The organism is Knoellia sinensis KCTC 19936 (assembly GCF_000768705.1).
Lineage (GTDB): Bacteria > Actinomycetota > Actinomycetes > Actinomycetales > Dermatophilaceae > Knoellia > Knoellia sinensis.
The window spans coordinates 172,509-190,210 of record NZ_AVPJ01000007.1 but is presented as its reverse complement, the minus strand read 5'-3'; the positions used below and the strand labels follow the sequence as shown (position 1 = coordinate 190,210).

Here is a 17,702-nt window from a genome sequence, read left to right as displayed (position 1 = left end):
ATTCCCGTATGCCGGGTGCGCGCCGCTCGTGGACGGCGCTCAGTCGCGCGGTCGCACCCGTTCGGCGAGAGCGGCCACCGTGGCGTCGGCCGCCTTGCCGTCGCCGTAGGGGGTCGCGTCGGTCGGCTCCGGCGCCGGCCGGTCGACGAGCGAGGTGAGCTGGTCGAGGTCGAGGGCCAGGACGTTCCAGCCGAGGTCGACCGTCTCGGTCCACTCCGTCTCGGTGCGCACGGTGGTGCAGGGCGTCCGCAGGAGGAACGCCTCCTTCTGGAGGCCGCCGGAGTCGGTGACGACCGCGCGAGCGTGCTGGACCGCGGCGACCATCGCGGGGTAGTCGAGCGGCTCGACCGTGTTGAGGGAGCCCTGGGTGAGGTCGATGCCGTGCTCCTTGGCCTTGGCGACCAGTCGCGGGTGGGCCGTGAGGACGACCGGGTAGGGGAGGGCCGCAAGTCCGGAAACGATGGCACCGAGGCGCTGTGGGTCATCGGTGTTCTCGGCGCGGTGGATCGTCGAGAGGACGTAGGTGCCGGACTCCACTCCTTCGGGCAGCGGCGGCGGGGTGTCGCGGACCTTCTCGGCCGTGGCGAGGCAGACGTCGGTCATGACGTCACCCGTGACGATCGCGCGCTCGCCCAGACCTTCGGCGCGGAGGTGCTCGGCAGCGACGTCCGTGGGGGCCAGGCAGAGGTCGGCGGCGTGGTCGGTGAGGACCCGGTTGTGCTCCTCGGGCATGCGGCGGTTGAAGGATCGGAGGCCGGCCTCGAGGTGGGCCAGCGGGTAGTGCAGCTTGACGGCCGAGAGGGCCCCGGCGATGGTGCTGTTGGTGTCGCCGTAGACGAGCACCCAGTCCGGGTCGTGCTCGTCGAGGACCGCGTCGAGCTGGGTCAGCATCGAGCCGGTCTGGACGCCATGCGAGCCGGAGCCGACGCCGAGGTGGACGTCTGGGGCGGGGATCTGGAGGTCCTCGAAGAACACGTCGGACATCTTCGTGTCGTAGTGCTGACCGGTGTGGACGATGACGTGGTCGTGGCCCGCAGCCGCCAAGGCCTTGGCGATGGGTGCGAGCTTCACGAACTGGGGGCGGGCGCCGACGATGCTGAGTACCTTCACGGGCCCCAATCTAGGGGGTCCGAGCACCCGCGCCGATCTCGGTACCATGGTCGGCGTTGCCCCCTCACCTCTTTTAGGAGTTTTCGTGAAGATTGCCGTCGTCGCACTCGGCAAGATCGGTCTTCCGCTCGCAGTGCAGTTCGCCAGCAAGGGTCACGACGTGGTCGGAGTCGACGTCAACGAGGCTCTCGTCAACGTCGTCAACGAGGGCCGCGAGCCCTTCCCCGGTGAGGCCGAGCTCGACGAGCGCCTCTCGAAGCTCGTGCCCGAGGGCAAGCTCACCGCCACCACCGACTACTCGCAGGCGATCCCCGGTGCCGACGCTGTCGTCGTCGTCGTGCCGCTCTTCGTCAACGACGAGACGTGGCAGCCCGACTTCGGCTGGATGGACTCCGCGACGAAGTCGATCGCGGAGCACCTGACGCCCGGCACGCTCGTCTCCTACGAGACCACCCTCCCCGTCGGCACGACGCGCACCCGGTGGAAGCCGATGCTCGAGGAGGGTTCGGGCCTCACGGAGGGCAAGGACTTCCACCTCGTCTTCTCGCCCGAGCGCGTGCTCACGGGCCGCGTGTTCGCCGACCTGCGCAAGTACCCCAAGCTCGTCGGTGGCCTCAGCCCCGAGGGCGCGGCCAAGGCGACCGAGTTCTACGAGGCCGTCCTCGACTTCGACGACCGCCCCGACCTCGAGCGCGGCAACGGGGTCTGGGACCTTGGCTCGGCCGAGGCGTCCGAGCTGGCCAAGCTCGCGGAGACGACCTACCGCGACGTCAACATCGGCCTCGCGAACCAGTTCGCGAAGTTCGCCGAGGGCAACGGCATCGACATCCACCAGGTCATCGACGCCAGCAACAGCCAGCCCTACAGCCACATCCACCGTCCCGGCATCGCCGTCGGCGGACACTGCATCCCGGTCTACCCGCGCCTCTACCTCTTCAACGACCCCGAGGCGACCGTCGTGCGTGCTGCGCGCGAGGCCAACATGGGGATGCCGGACCACGCCACCCTCCTGCTCGAGGGCGCCTACGGCGACCTCACCGGCGCACGGGTCGCCGTGCTCGGCGCGTCCTATCGCGGTGGCGTCAAGGAGACGGCGTTCTCGGGTGTCTTCCCGCTCGTCGAGGCCCTGCGCGCCAAGGGCGCGGAGGTCTTCGTCCACGACCCGATGTACACCGATGAGGAGATCCAGGGCTTCGGCTGGACGCCGTTCCACATCGGCGAAGAGGTCGACGCCGCGGTCATCCAGGCTGACCACGCCGAGTACCGCGAACTCTCCTCGGCGGACCTCCCCGGGATCAAGGCGCTCGTCGACGGTCGCAAGGTCACCGACCCGGCCCGCTTCGACGGCATTCCGCACCGCGTGATCGGCCTCGCGACCGCAGGCTGATCCGCGCGCTCCAGCTCCACCTGTGGCCCCAACCCCCTCGCCGGGTTGGGGCCACAGCCATGTCCGTGGACATGCGAGTCCGGATCACCTGTGCGAAAGTTTCTTGCGCGAGCAGGTCCGCCGATGCAACCTGGCCACGCGGGTCTGCGTCTGTTCAGCTGACAGATCGAGCTGGCAGATGGAGCTGACACAGAAGGATCTGACACCGAACGTGTCGGACCACAACGTGGTGGGGACCCATGCGACACGAGCACCGCTGGAACGTCCGAGTCCGTCGAACCGGGGCGGCGTTGGTCGCCCTGTCGGCGATGCTCATCGCCCCGATCGCACCGACCGCACCGAGTGCGGCGTCCGAGAGGCCGGTCCCGCCGGAGCGTTCGAGCGTGGCCCTGGGCGGCGTCGACCCCCGAGCGCGGCAGGACCTGACGTCGTCGCCGAAGGTCGCCGCGGGACTGAAGGTGGCCGCGCTGTCCTCGCCCATCGGAGTCGGGCAGCGAGAGGTCGTCGGTGTCACGTGGTCGGCCGACACCCTCAGCGGCGAGGTCGGCGACCTCCTCGTGCGGACTCGCGATGACGGCCGATGGTCCGCCTGGGAGGAGCTGCACGTCGACGAGAGCCACGCGCCGGACGGCTCGACCCTCGAGGGGAGGCGTGCCCGCAGGGGCAGCGCACCGCTCGTCGTCAGCGGGGCGGATGACGTGCAGGTTCGAGTCGCGACGGCCTCGGGCCGCGCCCCTCGGGGTTTGCGGGTCGAGCTCATCGATCCCGGACGCGCTGCGGCCGATGCGAATGCCGCAGCACCGACTGCGACTGCGACTGCGACTGAGACTGAGACTGCGACTGCGGTCCGTCCGACGATCCGCACGCGGGCGGAGTGGGGTGCAGACGAGTCGATCCGCAAGGGAGCTCCGGCCTACGGCACCGTGGACGTCGGCTTCGTGCACCACACTGCCGGGAGCAACTCCTATGCGGCCGAGGACGTCCCGGGCATCATCCGGGGCATCTACGCCTACCACGTGACGTCGTTGGGCTGGAACGACATCGGCTACAGCTTCCTCGTCGACAAGTGGGGCCGTCTCTGGGAGGGCCGGGCCGGCGGCGTCGACCGTCCCGTCATCGGCGCGCACACCCGCGGCTACAACGCACACTCGTTCGCCCTGGCGACCCTGGGGGACCACCAGACGGCACCCGTCCCCGAAGCCGTCGACACGGCATACACGACTTTGTTCGCCTGGAAGCTGGGGCTGAGTCACGTCGACCCGACGAAGACGACGACTCTGACGGACGCGGACGGGTCGCCGACCAAGGTGTTCCGCAACATCTCGGGGCATCGCGACTTCGCGGACGCGACCAAGGCCACCGAGTGCCCCGGGCAGGCGCTCTACGAGCGCATCGAGCCGCTGCGACCCCGCGTCAGGTCGGCTCAGGGGGCGATGTTCTATCGCCCGCTGATCGACCGGCCAGGCTGGAGGCGGGGCGACCCCGGGGGCGTGACGGTGCGAGCGAGTGCCAGCGCGGCCCTGACGTGGAGCCTGGAGGTGAGGAGCGCTGGAGAGTCGCGGATCGTGGCCACCCGCACCGGTTCGGCGACGTCGGGGTCGGGTCTCGTTGCTCGCTGGGACGGCCTGATCGACGGTCTGCCCGCGAGGGACGGGTCCTTCGACCTGACCCTCACCGCGACGTCGGGGGAGGACCCGACGAGGTCGGTGCCGCCGTGGCGGACGACGGTCGTGGTGACGGATCCGGTCGGCGATCTCCTCGACAGGACGCGGCGGCATCCGCCTCGTGGGCCACGCTGAGAGTGTCTGCGGAGAGGGGCGGCGTTCCCCCTCTCCGCGGACGCTCTAGGCGAGCTCGAAGGTGAGCTCGGGGCCGGTCTTCTCGCGCAGCTCGTCCTCGGTGACGCCGGGTGCGAGTTCGCGCACGATGAGGCCGTCCTCGGTGATGTCGATGACGGCGAGGTCGGTGATGATGCGCTGGACGACACCGAGGCCGGTGATCGGCAGGTCGCACTCGTCGAGGATCTTGTGACTGCCGTCCTTGGCCACGTGCTCCATGAGGACGATGACCTTCTTGGCGCCGTGGACGAGGTCCATCGCGCCACCCATGCCCTTGACCATCTTGCCGGGGATCATCCAGTTGGCGATGTCGCCGGCCTTGGACACCTGCATGGCGCCGAGGATCGCTGCGTCGACCTTGCCGCCCCGGATCATGCCGAAGCTCGTGGCGCTGTCGAAGTAGCTTGCGCCGCGACGGGTCGTCACGGTCTCCTTGCCGGCGTTGATGAGGTCGGGGTCGACCGCGTCCTCGGTCGGGTAGGCGCCGACGCCCAGGATGCCGTTCTCGGACTGGAGGACGAGCTCGACGTCGTCCGGCACGAAGTTGGGCACGAGCGTGGGCAGTCCGATGCCGAGGTTCACGTAGGAGCCGTCGGTCAGTTCGGAGGCTGCGCGCGCAGCCATCTCGTCGCGGGTGAGTGCCATGTCAGTTCTCCTCGCCGGTCGTCGTGACCGTGCGCTTCTCGATGCGCTTGTCCTGAGCCTGTTCCGGCGTCAGGGGCACGACTCGCTGGACGTAGATGCCCGGCAGGTGGATCTCGTCGGGGTCGAGCTCGCCCGGCTCGACGAGCTCCTCGACCTCGGCGATCGTGATCCGTCCCGACATGGCGCAGAGGGGGTTGAAGTTGCGGGAGGACTTGTTGAAGACGAGGTTGCCGTGCCGGTCGCCCTTCCAGGCGCGCACGAGTCCGAAGTCGGCGGCGATGCCCTCCTCGAGGACGAACGTCCGCTCCTCGCCACCGAGGGCGAAGGTCCGCGTCTCCTTGGGAGGTGAGGCGAGAGCGACACTGCCGTCGGCGGCATACTTCCAGGGCAGTCCGCCATCGGCGACCTGGCTGCCGACACCGGTCGGTGTGAAGAACGCGGCGATGCCGGCGCCGCCGGCGCGGAGGCGCTCGGCGAGGGTGCCCTGCGGGGTGAGCTCGACCTCGAGTTCGCCCTCGAGGTACTGGCGCGCGAACTCCTTGTTCTCGCCGACGTAGGAGCTCACCATGCGCCGGATCTGCTGGGCTCCGAGCAGGATGCCGAGCCCCCAGTCGTCCACTCCGCAGTTGTTGGAGAAGACCTCGAGGTCGCGCACCCCCTTGGCGTGCAGTTCGGCGATGAGAACGCTGGGTATGCCGCAGAGCCCGAATCCGCCGACGGCCAGACTGGCACCGTCGCGGACGTCCTCGAGGGCTGCGGAAGCAGAGGAGACGACCTTGTCCATGGCGGTGACTCTAGTCACCCGGTGGGGCCGCTCCGATGTGGTGGGGGTCCAGTACGACCAGCCGCACATGGGGTGCGGTCATGGTCAGCAAGAATTGCGGCATTCTGGTCTGTTTGCCGGAAATCATGCGTCGGTTAACGGGGTACAACGAAGTACATGCATGTAATTCACCCGCTTCCACTTGCGTAACCCCTGTGACAAATGGGACAAATGTCGAGCCAACGTGCCAGAAGTGACTCTTGTGACGTCACGATGGCACTTCATCTCCACACCGCCCGCCCCTGAGGAGCTTCCGTTGACGCGCGCCACACTGCTGCCCACGTCGACCCGAGGACCGGTTCGTGCCCTCGGTGCCGTCTCCGTCTCCCTGCTGTCGATCCCGATGGGCATCTCGATCGCCTCGGCCGCGACGCTCCCGCCGCCACCGACCAAGCCGCTTCCGGCGGAGCTCGACATCGCGCCGAAGTACCAAGAGGGCTATCGGTGCCTCGACGGCAACAGGCCCGGTCCCGTGGCCTTCGCGGAGTTGCTCAACGCGCACTACGGCAAGCACGTCTACGGGGTCAACCGGCGGTGCGCGCTCGAGCATGGTGAGGGGCGTGCGCTCGACTGGATGGTCAACGCCAACACCGCAGCGGGCCTCGAACTCGGCAACGCCATCACGCGCTGGCTGTCGAACCCCGACTCGGAGGGTCGCCCGGGCGCCATGGCTCGGCGGCTCGGCATCAACTACATCATCTGGAACCGTCAGATGTGGCGTGCCTACGACCCCGGTCGCGGATGGGCGCCCTACTCGGGCTCGTCCCCGCACACCGACCACATCCACATCTCGTTCACCTGGGATGGCGCCTACCAGCAGACGTCGTGGTGGACCGGCAAGGCCCTGCTCGCGGTGCGCTACACCGGACCGACGACCAACGCCGGGACCCCGGTGCCGGTCACGACGCCGGTCCTCACGGCGAGCGGCTACCCGCTGCTCAAGCGCGGGGACACCGGCAAGGACGTCATGCTGGCCCAGGGCGTGCTGGGCCTCGCCAAGGACGGCTCCTTCGGGCCTGCCACCGAGACGACGCTCAAGTCCTGGCAGAGCCGGAACGGCGTCGCGGTGACGGGTCAGCTGGACAACGCGACGTGGACCAAGATGATCGGGCTCGGGCTCGTGCCCGCGCGCAACGCCACCGCGGTCGGGCCCCTCTCCGCCTACGTCAACACGACGATTCGCAAGGGTTCGACCGGCCCGGCCGTGTCCGCCCTGCAGAAGGCTCTCGGGGGGCTCGCGGTCGACGGGAACTTCGGACCGGCGACGGAGACCAAGGTCAAGGCGTTCCAGTCCGCGCACGGCATCAGCCCGACCGGTGTCGTCGCGACCTCGACGTGGAACGCGCTCATCGAGGCCACGAAGCCGGCCGCGCCGCACCCGCTCGCGCAGTACGCCGACCTCGTCCTCAAGCGCGGCTCGTCCGGGGCTCCCGTGGTCGCGTTGCAGAAGGCGCTGAAGATCACCGCGGACGGAGCCTTCGGACCAGGCACCGAGTCCGCGGTCATCGCCTACCAGAAGTCCAAGGGCATCAACCCCACGGGTGTCGTGGCTTCCGCAACCTGGAAGGCGCTCATGGGGCAGGGCTCCACCACGCCGACACCTCCGGTTCCGCCCCCGACGCCCGCGCCGGCTCCCGCGACTCCCGCAGCCCTGTCCACGGAGTTCACGCCCTACAAGTCGACGGTGCTCCAGACCGGATCCAAGGGCACTGCCGTCCGGGTCCTCCAGGCCGGTCTCGGTGGCATCGCCGTCGACGGAAGCTTCGGCCTCGCGACGAAGCGAGCGGTCATGGCCCTCCAGACTCGCTGGGGCCTGCCCGCCACCGGCGTTGCCAACATCAAGGTGTGGAACCGACTCGAGCTCGAGGTGCACCCCCTCGTGCCCTACTGGGGAACGGTCGCCAAGCGCGGATCCTCGGGTGACGCCGTCGTCGCACTCCAGAAGGCGCTGCGGCTCCCGGCCGACGGCACGTTCGGTCCGGGCACCGAGGGCGCGGTCAAGATGGCACAGCAGAAGGCCAGGCTCGCCCGCACAGGTGTCGTCGGCACGCTCACGTGGAAGGCGATCGAGAAGCAGATGTGACCTCAGGGAGCGTTGGCGCCCTCGACGCGTGATCGCTCCGCAAGGACGTCCGCCGGCGCCTCGCCGCGACTGAGCACGACGGATCCATCGGCCGCCCAGAGGGTGAGGCAGGTGGTGAGGAAGTCGGCCGTACTCGTCGTGGTGAGGTGTCGGCGCTCGCCTGACTTCTCCTGTGGCACAACAAGATCCGCGTATGCCGTCCGCTCACCTTCCGTGATCAGTGCGGTGTCGTCGTCGGCCGGCTCCTCCCACGCGGCGAACTGGTCGCCGTGGGTGCTGAGCTCCTTGGCCTCGTCCATGACGCCGGGCGGGACGGGGACGGTGGCGGCGCGGGCGAGCCCGGCGAGGGTGACGAGGACGGCAGGACCGTCAGCGGCGGCCGCTGCATCCGCGTCGGTCGTCACGAGCAGGTCGCCGGCCTCGTCGTCGAGGCTGACGGTGCCACCCACTGACCAGGTCGCGAGTGCCCAGTAGGCGGTGCGCCAGTGCGGAGGCAGGTCGAGGTGCACGACCGACCCGGGGGCGATGTCGAACTCGTCCTGGAGCGCGTTGGCGGCCTTGCTCACCCAGTTGCCGAGGACCCGGGCGGACAACTCGATGCGCTCGCCGCGAGTCGGCCCGTCGGTGTCGTCGTAGGTCGTGATCCGCGGCTTCGCGGAGTCGGAACGGAGCATCTGCTGCAGGACATCGGCGGGTCTGGTCACGGGTCCACCCTAGAGACCGGGCTAGCGTGGGCGCCCATGAGCCGCTCGGTGTCGACCGTCCACGACGACCTCCCTGCGACGAGGCTTGAGCGCGGTGCCGGCCAGTGGCTCCAGACGTTCGTCCTGGGCGCGGCCACCTGGGTCGTGGTCATGTCTCTCCTGGCCGTTCTGCTGGCCGGCTTCGGCGCGTGGTTCCCGTGGCTCGTGTTCCCGCTGGCCCTGGTCGCAGCAGGGGCGAGCGGGTGGTGGGCACACGGCATACCGGCTCGGTCGTTGCCCGTCTGGACCGCAGCGCTCCTCGCCGCCGTGAGCATCGGCGCCGGGATCTGGACCGCCGCAACGCATTCGGAGCAGGTGTTGCCCCGGCGGGACTCCGCGAGCTATCTCCAGTCGGCGATCTCCATGGCCGAGACGCACCGTCGCGTCGTGCCCGTCGAGACGTCGGAGGTGGGTGGCGCCGAGGTGCTCGCGCTCGAGGGGATCACTCTGGCCAGCCCGGCCTTCTATCAGGTCGGCACCGACGACGACCCCTCCCTCCAGCCACAGTTCGTCATCGGCCCCGGCGCGATCTGGTCGCTCGGCGTCTGGGCCGGGGGTCCGGCAGGGGCGATGCTCCTGCCCGCTCTCATGTCGGCGATCGGCATCCTCGGGATCGGCCTTCTCACTGCTCGGGTCGGCGCACCCCGATGGTCGCCCCTCGCCGCAGCGGGTGTGGCGCTCCTGTTCCCGGTGCTCCACACCGCTCGGTCGACGTACTCGGAACCCCTCGCCCTGGTCACCCTCGGTGCCGGACTCATGGCCCTGACGGTCGCAGCGCGGCAGGGTGCTCGGGGGGAAGTCGGTCGCGCTGCCCTGCTCGCGGGCGTCCTCATCGGTGGCACGGCGTTCGTCCGCATCGACGGGCTGCGCGAGACGATCCTCCTCATCCCGGTGGCGGCGCTCGCCCTGGCGCAGGGCCAGCGCTGGCCGCGCGCCACCCTCGTCGGCGCCGGAATCTCGACGGTGCTCGCCGGACTGGCGGCCGCGTGGTTGTCGGGCCAGTACCTCGGCACGATCGCCGCCAGCCTCGTGCCGCTGCTCGGGGTCGGGGTGCTCATGGGGCTGCTGACCGCCGGGTTGATGTGGTGGCAGCGTCGCGGAGGTGTTCTGCCAGTGGGGGTTTCGCGTCGTCTTCCCGACACGCTGGGGTTGGCTGTTGTCGCCGTGGGACTCTTCCTCGCGAGCCGCCCGCTCTGGCAGACGGTGCGCCAATCGCCCGATGATCCCGGTGCGCGGGTCGTCGCCGGACTGCAGCTGCGTCAGGGGCTCGAGGTCGACGGCGGACGGACCTATGCCGAGCAGACCGTGGCCTGGCTGTCGTGGTGGGTCGGCATTCCGGCGCTCGTCATCGCGCTGGTCGCCCTCGCGTGGGCGATCCGCACGGCGGCGTCGCGCTGGACCGAAGGGGAGGTTCTTCCGGCGTGGACGGGGCCGCTGCTCGTCGCGGCCGGCTCGACCGTCTTCACGCTGTGGCGTCCCGGCATCACGCCCGACCACCCGTGGGCCGAACGTCGTCTCGTCATCGTCCTGCCGTTCGTCATCGTCCTCTGCGTCATGGCTGCCGCGTATGCCGTCCGCCACCTCTCGCGGCGCGCTCCCGTTGCCGTCGCGGTCGCCGCCGGTGTGGCCCTGGTCGGGGCGACGTTCGTCCCCACCGTGATGGCCACGTGGCCCCACCGCTCCGAGCGGGTCGAGCTGGGAGAACTCGCAGTGGTGGAGCGTGTCTGCGCCTCTCTCGAGGACGGCGACGTCGTCCTGTCGGTCGACTCGCGCGCCGCCAACGAGTGGCCCCAGGTCGTCCGCGGCCAGTGCGGTCACCCCGCCCTGTCCACGACGAGGACCCTGCGTCAGAACCCGCCACGGCTAGCCTCGACCGTCGCGACGATCGACGAAGCCGTCGCGGCGGGCGGTGGGCGTCTGGTCCTGCTCGCAGCCGAGGGCACTGAGGAGCTGGATGCGTTGGGGGCCACCGACGTTCGCCAGGTCAGCGATGTCTTCGTGGCTGAGGACGATCGGTTGCTGGAGCGGCGCCCGGACGCGCTCGTGCCCCTGTCCCTCGAGATATGGACCGGCGTCGCTGGGGGCTGAGGACGGCGAGCATCAGCGCCAGGTGACCGTACCGAACTCACCCAATTGGACGGTTCGGGACGCGAGCCCAGCGGGAGGTGGTGTACCGAACTCACCCAATTGGACGGTTCGGGACGCCGGCTCAGCGGGAGGTGACGTCCTGCGGCATGCGACGGGCGACGGCGGCATAGGTCGTCCGGTCCGCGGCCACGATGAGGCCCGGCGTGGTCGACCGTGGGCCGTAGTCGAGGCCGTCGAGGTGACCCACGTGACCGCCCGCCTCCGCGACCATGAGCGAACCCGGCGCGTGGTCCCAGGCATTGGACCGGCTGTAGAGGATGAAGTCGACCTCGCCCTCGATGAGCTTGGGGTAGTCGACGCCACAGCAGACCCAACTGGGTTGCAGCGCAGGCAGATCCGCGAGGGCGTGCCCGCGCAGGGACCAGATCGAGGTGGCGCCTCGGGGGTTGTCGTCCTGACCGAGGGGCGAGCGGCTCATGCGTTCGCCGTTGCGTTCCACTCCGGACCCTCGCTCGGCGACCCAGGCGACCTCGTGCTCCGGCTGCCAGATCCACGCGCGAGTTGTCTCACCATCCTTGGTCTCCGCGATCATCACGGCGTGGTCGGGGGAGCCGTGGACGAAGTTCTTGGTGCCGTCCACCGGGTCGACGGTGAAGGCGTGCTCGGCCGCGGCGTAGCGCTCGAGGATGCTCGAGTCGGCCGAGTGTGCCTCCTCGCCCAGGACGACGGCGTGGGGGTAGGCCGCGTTCAGCGCCTTGGTGATGAGCACCTCGGCTTCGCGGTCGGCCACCGTGACGAGGTCGCCGGGGTTCTTCTCGATCACCTCACCGTCGGCGAGCGACCGGAATCGCGGGGTGATGACCTCGGCGGCCACCTGCTTCATGAGGTCGAGCACTGCCTGTGTGTCCACGGACACACACGCTTCCACACGAGGTGGGCGGACGGCATACCGGGGTCCGGTCTGACGCGGCGGCCGGAGAACTCAGTCCACGAGGTACTGGTCGGCCCAGGCGCTGATGATGCGGGCGGCCCTCTTGGCCTGACCCTTGGTGGTGAGGAAGTGGTCCGAGCCCTCGAGCGCGATGAAGTTGCGGGGGTGACGGGCGGTGAAGAAGATGTCACTCGCGTTCTTGATCGCGACGGTGTCGTCGGTCGGCGAGTGCACGACGAGCAGGGGGCGGTTCAGGTGGGTGATGCGCTCGCGCAGGTCCGCGCGGCGCACGTCCTCGACGAAGGCCTTGCGCAGCACCAGGGCCTTGCCACCCAGCGTCACCGGTGCCTCGCCCTCGGCGAGCACCCGCTCGACGACGGCGTCGTACTGGTGCTCGACGTGCGTGGGGTCGAAGGGTGCACCGACGGTGACGACTGCTCTCGCCTCCGGGATGTCGGCCGCTGCGGCGAGCACGGCGGCGCCACCGAAGGAGTGGCCGACGAGAATCTCGATCGGACGGCCGCTCGCAGCCATGAACCGGGCGGCCTCGACGGTGTCCGCGACCTTGTGCGAGAACGAGCCGTTGCCCCACTCACCCTCGGAGTCGCCGAGTCCGAGGTTGTCGAAGCGGAGCATCCCGACGCCCTCGGCGGCGAGTTGCTTGCAGATCCTGGCGGCTGCGGGGGAGTCCTTGCCCAGGGTGAACCCGTGGGAGAACAGCCCCCACCCGCGGAACTCGCCCTCGGGCAGATCGATCAGTCCGGCGAGCATCTCGCCGGAGGAACTCGGGAAGCGGACGCGCTCGGCCATCCTGTGATCGTAGGGCTCAGAGCTCGCGGAGCGCAGAGGCTCAGAGCACCGGGATCTCGTCGAGCGCGTCAAACCCCTCGGCCGCGTCGGGGTGGTCGGGTGTGCCCGGAGGTTCGGCGCCCTCGATCTCGGCGATGTGGACGAGGGCGTCGCCCCGGTTGACCAGGGGTGCCGTCGTGCGCCCGATGATGACGCCGGCGCGGTCGGCCTTGACCAGTTGCAGGGTCTTGCCGAACGAGTCGCTCAGCCCTCCGAGGCGGGTGCCCACCTCGACGCGCTGACCCAGGGTGACGTCGAGGTGCACGATGCCGCTGCGTCCGGAGCGGACCCAACCGCTGCGCCGGCTCACCAGCGCGGGAGTGGGAGCAGAGGCGTGCGCCGGGTGCGGCGAGTCGGTGGGATCGATCATGCCCAGGGCGGCCAGGACGCGCCGGACACCCTCGACGCCGGCCTCGATGGCCCACGCGTCGAAGCGCATCGCCTCGCCGGACTCGACGAGCAGCACGGTGGCGCCGCGCTCCCGGGCTGCGGCACGCAATGAACCGTCACGGACCTTGGCGTGGAGCATGATCGGGGCGCCGAACGCCTCCGCGAGCTCGCGAGTGCGCGGGTCGTCGAGGTCGGCGCGCACCTGGGGAAGGTTGGTCCGCCGGTCCGACCCGGTGTGCAGGTCGATCCCGACTTCGCACTTGTCGACGACCTCACTCATGAAGAGGTGGGCGATGCGACCGGCGAGTGAGCCGCGGTGCGAGCCCGGAAAGGACCGGTTGAGGTCACGCCGGTCCGGGAGGTAGCGGTCACCAGCCATGAAGCCGTGCACGTTGACGATCGGGACCGCGATGAGGGTGCCGCGCAGCGTCTTGGCCGACAGCGTCGCAAGCACCCGCCGGATGACCTCCACCCCGACGACCTCGTCGCCGTGGATCGCGGCGTTGATCCAGACTGTTGGCCCGTGCTCACGGCCATGGAAGACGCGCACCGGCAGGCTCACCTCGGCGCCGGTGACGAGCTTGGTGATCGGCAGGCCGATCTCGCGCGTGTGACCGGGACGCACCTTGACCGACCCGATGGCGAACGACGGACGGGATGCCCGGCTGGTCCGGCTGGTTCGGGTCGTGCCGCGTGAGGTGCTCACCCGCGGCCCCGGTTGCGGCGGCGCAGGTGCACCTTGGGCCTCGGCCCGAGATAGGAGACGGACGGGTCGACGACGAACCCGTGGCGGAGGGTCTCGCGACCGATGAGCATCCGGAATCCCATCTCGTCGCGCCTGCTCAGCGTCACCTCGGTCGTGAGCCTGCGTCGGGCCAGGACCAGCTCGAGTTCGACGACGAGGCGGTGTTCGGCGTGCCCGGAGGATGATCGGACAGCGCGCTCGTCGACGACCGGACGCTCGAGCGTGACCGCGTCCTCATCGCTCGCCTGCCAGGGGTGGATCGAGAAGCGCACCCAGGGGGCACCGTCCTGCTCGAACCTCTCGAGGTCGAACGCATGCACCGCTGACGATCTCGCGCCCGTGTCGACCTTCGCCTTGATCCACGGAAGGTTCGCGGACGGCATACGCACCCACTCACGCCACCCGACGTGGATGGTTGGATGGGTTGCTCCGTGCACCCGACCATCCTCTCAGGTACCCCTCATGAAGCTCGCCATCCTCTCGCGCGCGCCGCGGGCCTACTCGACCCAGCGACTGCGCACCGCCGCCCTCGATCGTGGCCATGACGTCAAGGTGCTCAACACCCTGCGCTTCGCGATCGACCTGTCCGGTCCGGAGCCGGACCTGCAGTTCCGCGGTCGACCGCTGTCGGACTACGACGCGATCCTGCCGCGCATCGGCAACTCGGTGACCTACTTCGGCACCGCCGTCGTCCGCCAGTTCGAGCAGATGGACGTCTACACCCCCAACACCGCCAACGGGATCTCGAACTCCCGCGACAAGCTGCGCGCCACCCAGATCCTGTCCCGCCACCAGATCGGTATGCCGGCCACGACCTTCGTCCGCAACCGCGCCGACGTGCCGGCTGCGATCGAGCGGGTGGGCGGGGCCCCCGTGGTCATCAAGCTGCTCGAGGGCACGCAGGGGATCGGCGTCATCCTCGCGCCCGACAACAAGGTCGCCGAGGCGATCATCGAGACCCTCCAGAGCACGAGTCAGAACGTCCTCATCCAGAGCTTCGTCAAGGAGAGCCGTGGGCGGGACATCCGCGCGCTCGTCGTCGGCGATCGGGTCGTCGCGGCGATGCGGCGGCGGGCCCAGGGCGACGAGTTCCGGTCCAACGTGCACCGCGGGGGTTCGGTCGAGGCGGTGACGCTCGAGCCGGCCTATGAGGCTGCGGCGGTGCGGTCGGCCCAGATCATGGGCCTGCGGGTGGCGGGTGTCGACATGCTCGAGGGCGCCGACGGACCCCAGGTCATGGAAGTCAACTCTTCACCAGGGCTCGAAGGCATCGAGACCGCGACCAAGCTCGACGTCGCCGGCGCGATCATCGACTACATCGCCAACCAGGTCGCGTTCCCCGAGATCGACGTTCGGCAGCGCCTCACCGTCTCGACGGGCTACGGCGTGGCGGAACTCGTCGTCCACACCAATGCGGATCTCGTCGGCAAGACGATCGCGGAGTCGGGTCTGGAGGATCGCGACATCACGGTGCTCACGCTCCACCGCGGGGCGACGGTCATCCCGAACCCGCGACGGCGCACCGCGCTCGAGGCGCAGGACAGGCTGCTCTGCTTCGGCAAGCTCGAGGAGATGCGGTCGATGATCCCCGAGCGGCGCCGCCGTCGCGCCAAGGTGCGCAAGCTCCCCAAGGACCCCATCCACGAGGCCTGAGTCCGTCCCGTACCGAACTCACCCAATTGGACGGTTCCGCACACGCATCCCGTATGCCGTCCGCCCGCCTCTCGTACCGAACTCACCCAATTGGACGGTTACGCACATCCATGCCGTATGCCGTTCGGCGAGTTTCGCGTCAGCGCTCGGCTTTGCGGGGGCGACCGGTCTGCCAGTCGAGGGACCAGGACGACATGCGCACGGCGATGACGACACCGATCGAGACGAGCGCAGAGACCGCAACGGGGAGCTCGAGGCTCCGCAGCACGAAGTACGTGAGGCACCCCGGGATCGCGGCCAGCACATAGAACGAGCCCGGCTTGAAGTGCTCCGGCGTCTCGTTGATGAGGACATCGCGGATGAGCGCCCCGCCGACACCCGCCACCGCGCCGACGAAGATGCACGAGATGGGTGGGAGCCCCACGGTCATGGCGCGGTCGGTGCCGAGGATCGAATACATCGCGAGCGAAACCGCGTCGAGCAGGGTGAAGGCGACGTCCCGCCGGAACCGCAGCGGTCCGAGGAGTTTGAGGAGGGGCGCGACGAGGAGCCCTCCCACGAACGCCGAGGGCAACAGCCACGGTGACGTCAGGGCGCGCACCGGCACCTGGAGGAGGAGATCGCGAAGCAGCGCGCCGCCAAGTCCGCCGATGACCGCGAGGAACAGCACGCCGACGATGTCGAAGCCCTGGCGGCGAGCGGCCAGGGCTCCGGCCAGCCCGCCAAACCCGACGGCCACGGCGTCGAGCCAGAGCGGGATCGCGAGCGTGTTCACGCGCAAAGGCTAGTGCGCCCCAGACGGGTGAGCGGACGGCATACGGGTCGGGTGTGCGGAACCGTCCAATTGGGTGAGTTCGGGACGGGAGTGGGCGGACGGCATACGGGGCGGATCTGTGTCGAACCGAGGAATTCGGTGAGTTCGGGACGGGAATGGGCGGACGGCATACGGGCGGATCTGTGCGGAACCGTCGAATTGGGTGAGTTCGGGACGGGAGGTGGGCGGACGGCATGCGGGCCGGGTGTGCGGAGCCGTCCAATTGGGTGAGTTCGGGACGGGAGGTGGGCGGATGGCATACGGGCGGGTTGTCCCGAACGGAGGAATTCGGTGAGTTCGGGACGCGAGGGTGGGCGGACGGAAACTGGGTCGTCGGGGGTCGGCCGCATGGGGCAGGATGCGCGAGTGCTGCAGCGACTGGGATTTCCACGGGTGGGGGAGCACCGCAGGTTCGTCTCGGCGATCGTCGCGGACACGATCGGCAGCGGCCTGTTCATGCCGATCACGCTGCTCTACTTCCTCAAGGTCACCGACCTCACGCTCGTCCAGATCGGTTCGGCGCTCTCGCTCTCTGCCCTCCTGACGATGCCGGCGGCGTTCGTCATCGGTTCGATGGTGGACCGCTTCGGCGGCCGCCGGATGATGCTCATCGGCAACATCGTCCAGGCCGCCGGGATGCTTGCCTACCTCTGGGTCGAGGCGCTCTGGCCGGTCGCCCTCGCGACCGTCCTGCTCAACCTGGGGCGGCAGGCGTTCTGGGGGTCCTTCGGCAACGTGGTCACCGCCATCACGAAGCCGGGGGAGCGGGAAGTGTGGTTCGGCTTCCTGCAGGCCCTGCGCAACCTCGGGTATGCCGTGGGCGGCGTCCTCGCCGGCATTGCCCTCCAGATCGACACCGAGGCGGCGTTCAAGGCGGTCGTCATCGCCAACGCGGCCACGTTCGTGCTCGCGTTCGTGCTTCTGCTCGACGTGCCGGACCACCGCTCGGTCCCAGCCGGCGCCGCCGACGAGGCGCGACCGACCGGCGGCTGGGCCATCGTCCTGCGCGACCGCGCGTACCTCCAGCTCGTCCTCGGCCAGTTGACGTTCGTCGTCGGCATCATGGTGCTCAACTTCGCCCTGCCCGTGTATGCCGCGGAGACCCTGGACCTTCCGGGCTGGCTCGTCGGGGCGATCTTCACGCTCAACACCATCCTCGTGGGGTTGGGGCAGGGCCTCATGGTGCGCTGGATGACCGGCCGGGTGCGCGCTCGGATGATGGCCCTCGCCCAGGTCTTCTTCGTCGTCGGCTACGCGATCTTCGTCCTCGCCGGGCTGCTGCCGGTGTGGGTCGCAGTGGCGGCGATGCTCGTGGGTGCCGTGATCTACACGAGCGGCGAGCTGGCAGGTGGTCCCGTCTTCAGCGCCACGGCTGCCGAGGCGGCGCCGGACCACCTCCGCGGTCGCTACCTGGGCCTCGTCCAACTCGTCTGGGGTGTCGGCGGCACGATCACGCCGGTCGCCTACACGTGGCTCCTCGAGCACGGCACCTACACGATCTGGGCCGTGCTCGGGGTCGTCGCCCTCTTCGGAGCCCTGTATGCCGTCCGCCTGCCACGCGTCCTGCCGACCGCCGGTGAGCGGGTCACTGCCGGGTAGTCTC

General features: G+C 69.6%; 15 protein-coding genes. 6 read left to right on the top strand and 9 right to left on the bottom strand.

Annotation, left to right across the window (positions count from 1 at the left end; genetic code table 11):
• Window positions 1–39 precede the first annotated feature (39 nt).
• Window positions 40–1,110: a non-hydrolyzing UDP-N-acetylglucosamine 2-epimerase gene (gene wecB, locus N802_RS11280; protein ID WP_035916185.1), complete on the bottom strand. Its 1,071-nt coding sequence runs from the start codon at window positions 1,108–1,110 to the stop codon at window positions 40–42.
• A gap of 85 nt (window positions 1,111–1,195) precedes the next feature.
• On the opposite strand from wecB, the gene N802_RS11275 reads away from it, so the two are divergent.
• Window positions 1,196–2,497, top strand: coding sequence for a nucleotide sugar dehydrogenase (locus tag N802_RS11275; protein WP_035916183.1), 1,302 nt, complete (start codon window positions 1,196–1,198; stop codon window positions 2,495–2,497).
• A gap of 239 nt (window positions 2,498–2,736) precedes the next feature.
• A complete protein-coding gene (locus tag N802_RS11270) occupies window positions 2,737–4,296 on the top strand; it encodes an N-acetylmuramoyl-L-alanine amidase (RefSeq protein ID WP_052109836.1) in 1,560 nt (519 codons plus the stop codon).
• A 45-nt stretch (window positions 4,297–4,341) separates the two neighbouring features.
• Here N802_RS11270 and N802_RS11265 read toward each other — a convergent pair whose 3' ends face one another.
• Together N802_RS11265 and N802_RS11260 are read right to left on the bottom strand one after the other, a co-directional pair.
• Window positions 4,342–4,980: a CoA transferase subunit B gene (locus tag N802_RS11265; RefSeq protein ID WP_035916181.1), complete on the bottom strand. Its 639-nt coding sequence runs from the start codon at window positions 4,978–4,980 to the stop codon at window positions 4,342–4,344.
• Between the two features lies 1 nt (window position 4,981).
• Window positions 4,982–5,764 (bottom strand): CoA transferase subunit A, encoded by a 783-nt coding sequence (locus tag N802_RS11260; protein ID WP_035916179.1) that lies wholly within the window; start codon window positions 5,762–5,764, stop codon window positions 4,982–4,984.
• A gap of 295 nt (window positions 5,765–6,059) precedes the next feature.
• On the opposite strand from N802_RS11260, the gene N802_RS11255 reads away from it, so the two are divergent.
• Complete coding sequence (locus N802_RS11255; RefSeq protein ID WP_156971371.1) at window positions 6,060–7,886, top strand: peptidoglycan-binding domain-containing protein; 1,827 nt, start codon at window positions 6,060–6,062, stop codon at window positions 7,884–7,886.
• Between the two features lie 2 nt (window positions 7,887–7,888).
• Here the strand turns inward: N802_RS11255 and N802_RS11250 are convergent, their stop codons facing one another.
• The gene (locus N802_RS11250; protein WP_035916176.1) at window positions 7,889–8,590 is read right to left on the bottom strand and encodes a TIGR03089 family protein; all 702 of its coding nucleotides are present in this window, start codon (window positions 8,588–8,590) and stop codon (window positions 7,889–7,891) included.
• Window positions 8,591–8,626: 36 nt separating this feature from the next.
• Between N802_RS11250 and N802_RS11245 the strand changes: the two genes are divergently transcribed.
• On the top strand, window positions 8,627–10,717 hold the full coding sequence (locus N802_RS11245; protein ID WP_156971370.1) for a hypothetical protein: 2,091 nt from the start codon (window positions 8,627–8,629) through the stop codon (window positions 10,715–10,717).
• A 121-nt stretch (window positions 10,718–10,838) separates the two neighbouring features.
• On the opposite strand, the gene N802_RS11240 is transcribed toward N802_RS11245, so the two are convergent.
• From N802_RS11240 to N802_RS11225, 4 genes are all read right to left on the bottom strand, one after another.
• On the bottom strand, window positions 10,839–11,627 hold the full coding sequence (locus tag N802_RS11240; RefSeq protein WP_035916272.1) for an inositol monophosphatase family protein: 789 nt from the start codon (window positions 11,625–11,627) through the stop codon (window positions 10,839–10,841).
• Between the two features lie 72 nt (window positions 11,628–11,699).
• Window positions 11,700–12,458 carry an alpha/beta hydrolase family protein gene (locus N802_RS11235; protein WP_035916172.1) on the bottom strand — a complete coding sequence of 253 codons (759 nt, stop codon included), beginning with the start codon at window positions 12,456–12,458 and terminating at the stop codon, window positions 11,700–11,702.
• Window positions 12,459–12,498: 40 nt separating this feature from the next.
• Complete coding sequence (locus tag N802_RS11230) at window positions 12,499–13,593, bottom strand: succinylglutamate desuccinylase/aspartoacylase family protein (protein ID WP_052109835.1); 1,095 nt, start codon at window positions 13,591–13,593, stop codon at window positions 12,499–12,501.
• Window positions 13,590–14,069 (bottom strand): ATP-dependent zinc protease family protein, encoded by a 480-nt coding sequence (locus N802_RS11225; RefSeq protein WP_035916170.1) that lies wholly within the window; start codon window positions 14,067–14,069, stop codon window positions 13,590–13,592. Before N802_RS11225 ends, N802_RS11230 begins: the two co-directional genes overlap by 4 nt.
• A gap of 25 nt (window positions 14,070–14,094) precedes the next feature.
• On the opposite strand from N802_RS11225, the gene N802_RS11220 reads away from it, so the two are divergent.
• A complete protein-coding gene (locus tag N802_RS11220) occupies window positions 14,095–15,285 on the top strand; it encodes a RimK family alpha-L-glutamate ligase (RefSeq protein ID WP_035916167.1) in 1,191 nt (396 codons plus the stop codon).
• Between the two features lie 139 nt (window positions 15,286–15,424).
• On the opposite strand, the gene N802_RS11215 is transcribed toward N802_RS11220, so the two are convergent.
• On the bottom strand, window positions 15,425–16,060 hold the full coding sequence (locus N802_RS11215) for a trimeric intracellular cation channel family protein (protein ID WP_052109834.1): 636 nt from the start codon (window positions 16,058–16,060) through the stop codon (window positions 15,425–15,427).
• Between the two features lie 405 nt (window positions 16,061–16,465).
• Here N802_RS11215 and N802_RS11210 point away from each other — a divergent pair, with 405 nt between their 5' ends.
• Window positions 16,466–17,698 carry an MFS transporter gene (locus N802_RS11210; protein ID WP_245613914.1) on the top strand — a complete coding sequence of 411 codons (1,233 nt, stop codon included), beginning with the start codon at window positions 16,466–16,468 and terminating at the stop codon, window positions 17,696–17,698.
• The last annotated feature ends 4 nt before the right edge of the window (window positions 17,699–17,702 follow it).

Excerpts from the sequence above, each read along its gene's own strand:
- N802_RS11260 (WP_035916179.1), bottom strand. The coding sequence starts at position 5,764 with ATGGACAAGGTCGTCTCCTCTGCTTCCGCAGCCCTCGAGGACGTCCGC.
- N802_RS11245 (WP_156971370.1), top strand. The coding sequence starts at position 8,627 with ATGAGCCGCTCGGTGTCGACCGTCCACGACGACCTCCCTGCGACGAGG.
- N802_RS11235 (WP_035916172.1), bottom strand. The coding sequence starts at position 12,458 with ATGGCCGAGCGCGTCCGCTTCCCGAGTTCCTCCGGCGAGATGCTCGCC.
- N802_RS11270 (WP_052109836.1), top strand. The coding sequence starts at position 2,737 with ATGCGACACGAGCACCGCTGGAACGTCCGAGTCCGTCGAACCGGGGCG.
- N802_RS11220 (WP_035916167.1), top strand. The coding sequence starts at position 14,095 with ATGAAGCTCGCCATCCTCTCGCGCGCGCCGCGGGCCTACTCGACCCAG.
- N802_RS11265 (WP_035916181.1), bottom strand. The coding sequence starts at position 4,980 with ATGGCACTCACCCGCGACGAGATGGCTGCGCGCGCAGCCTCCGAACTG.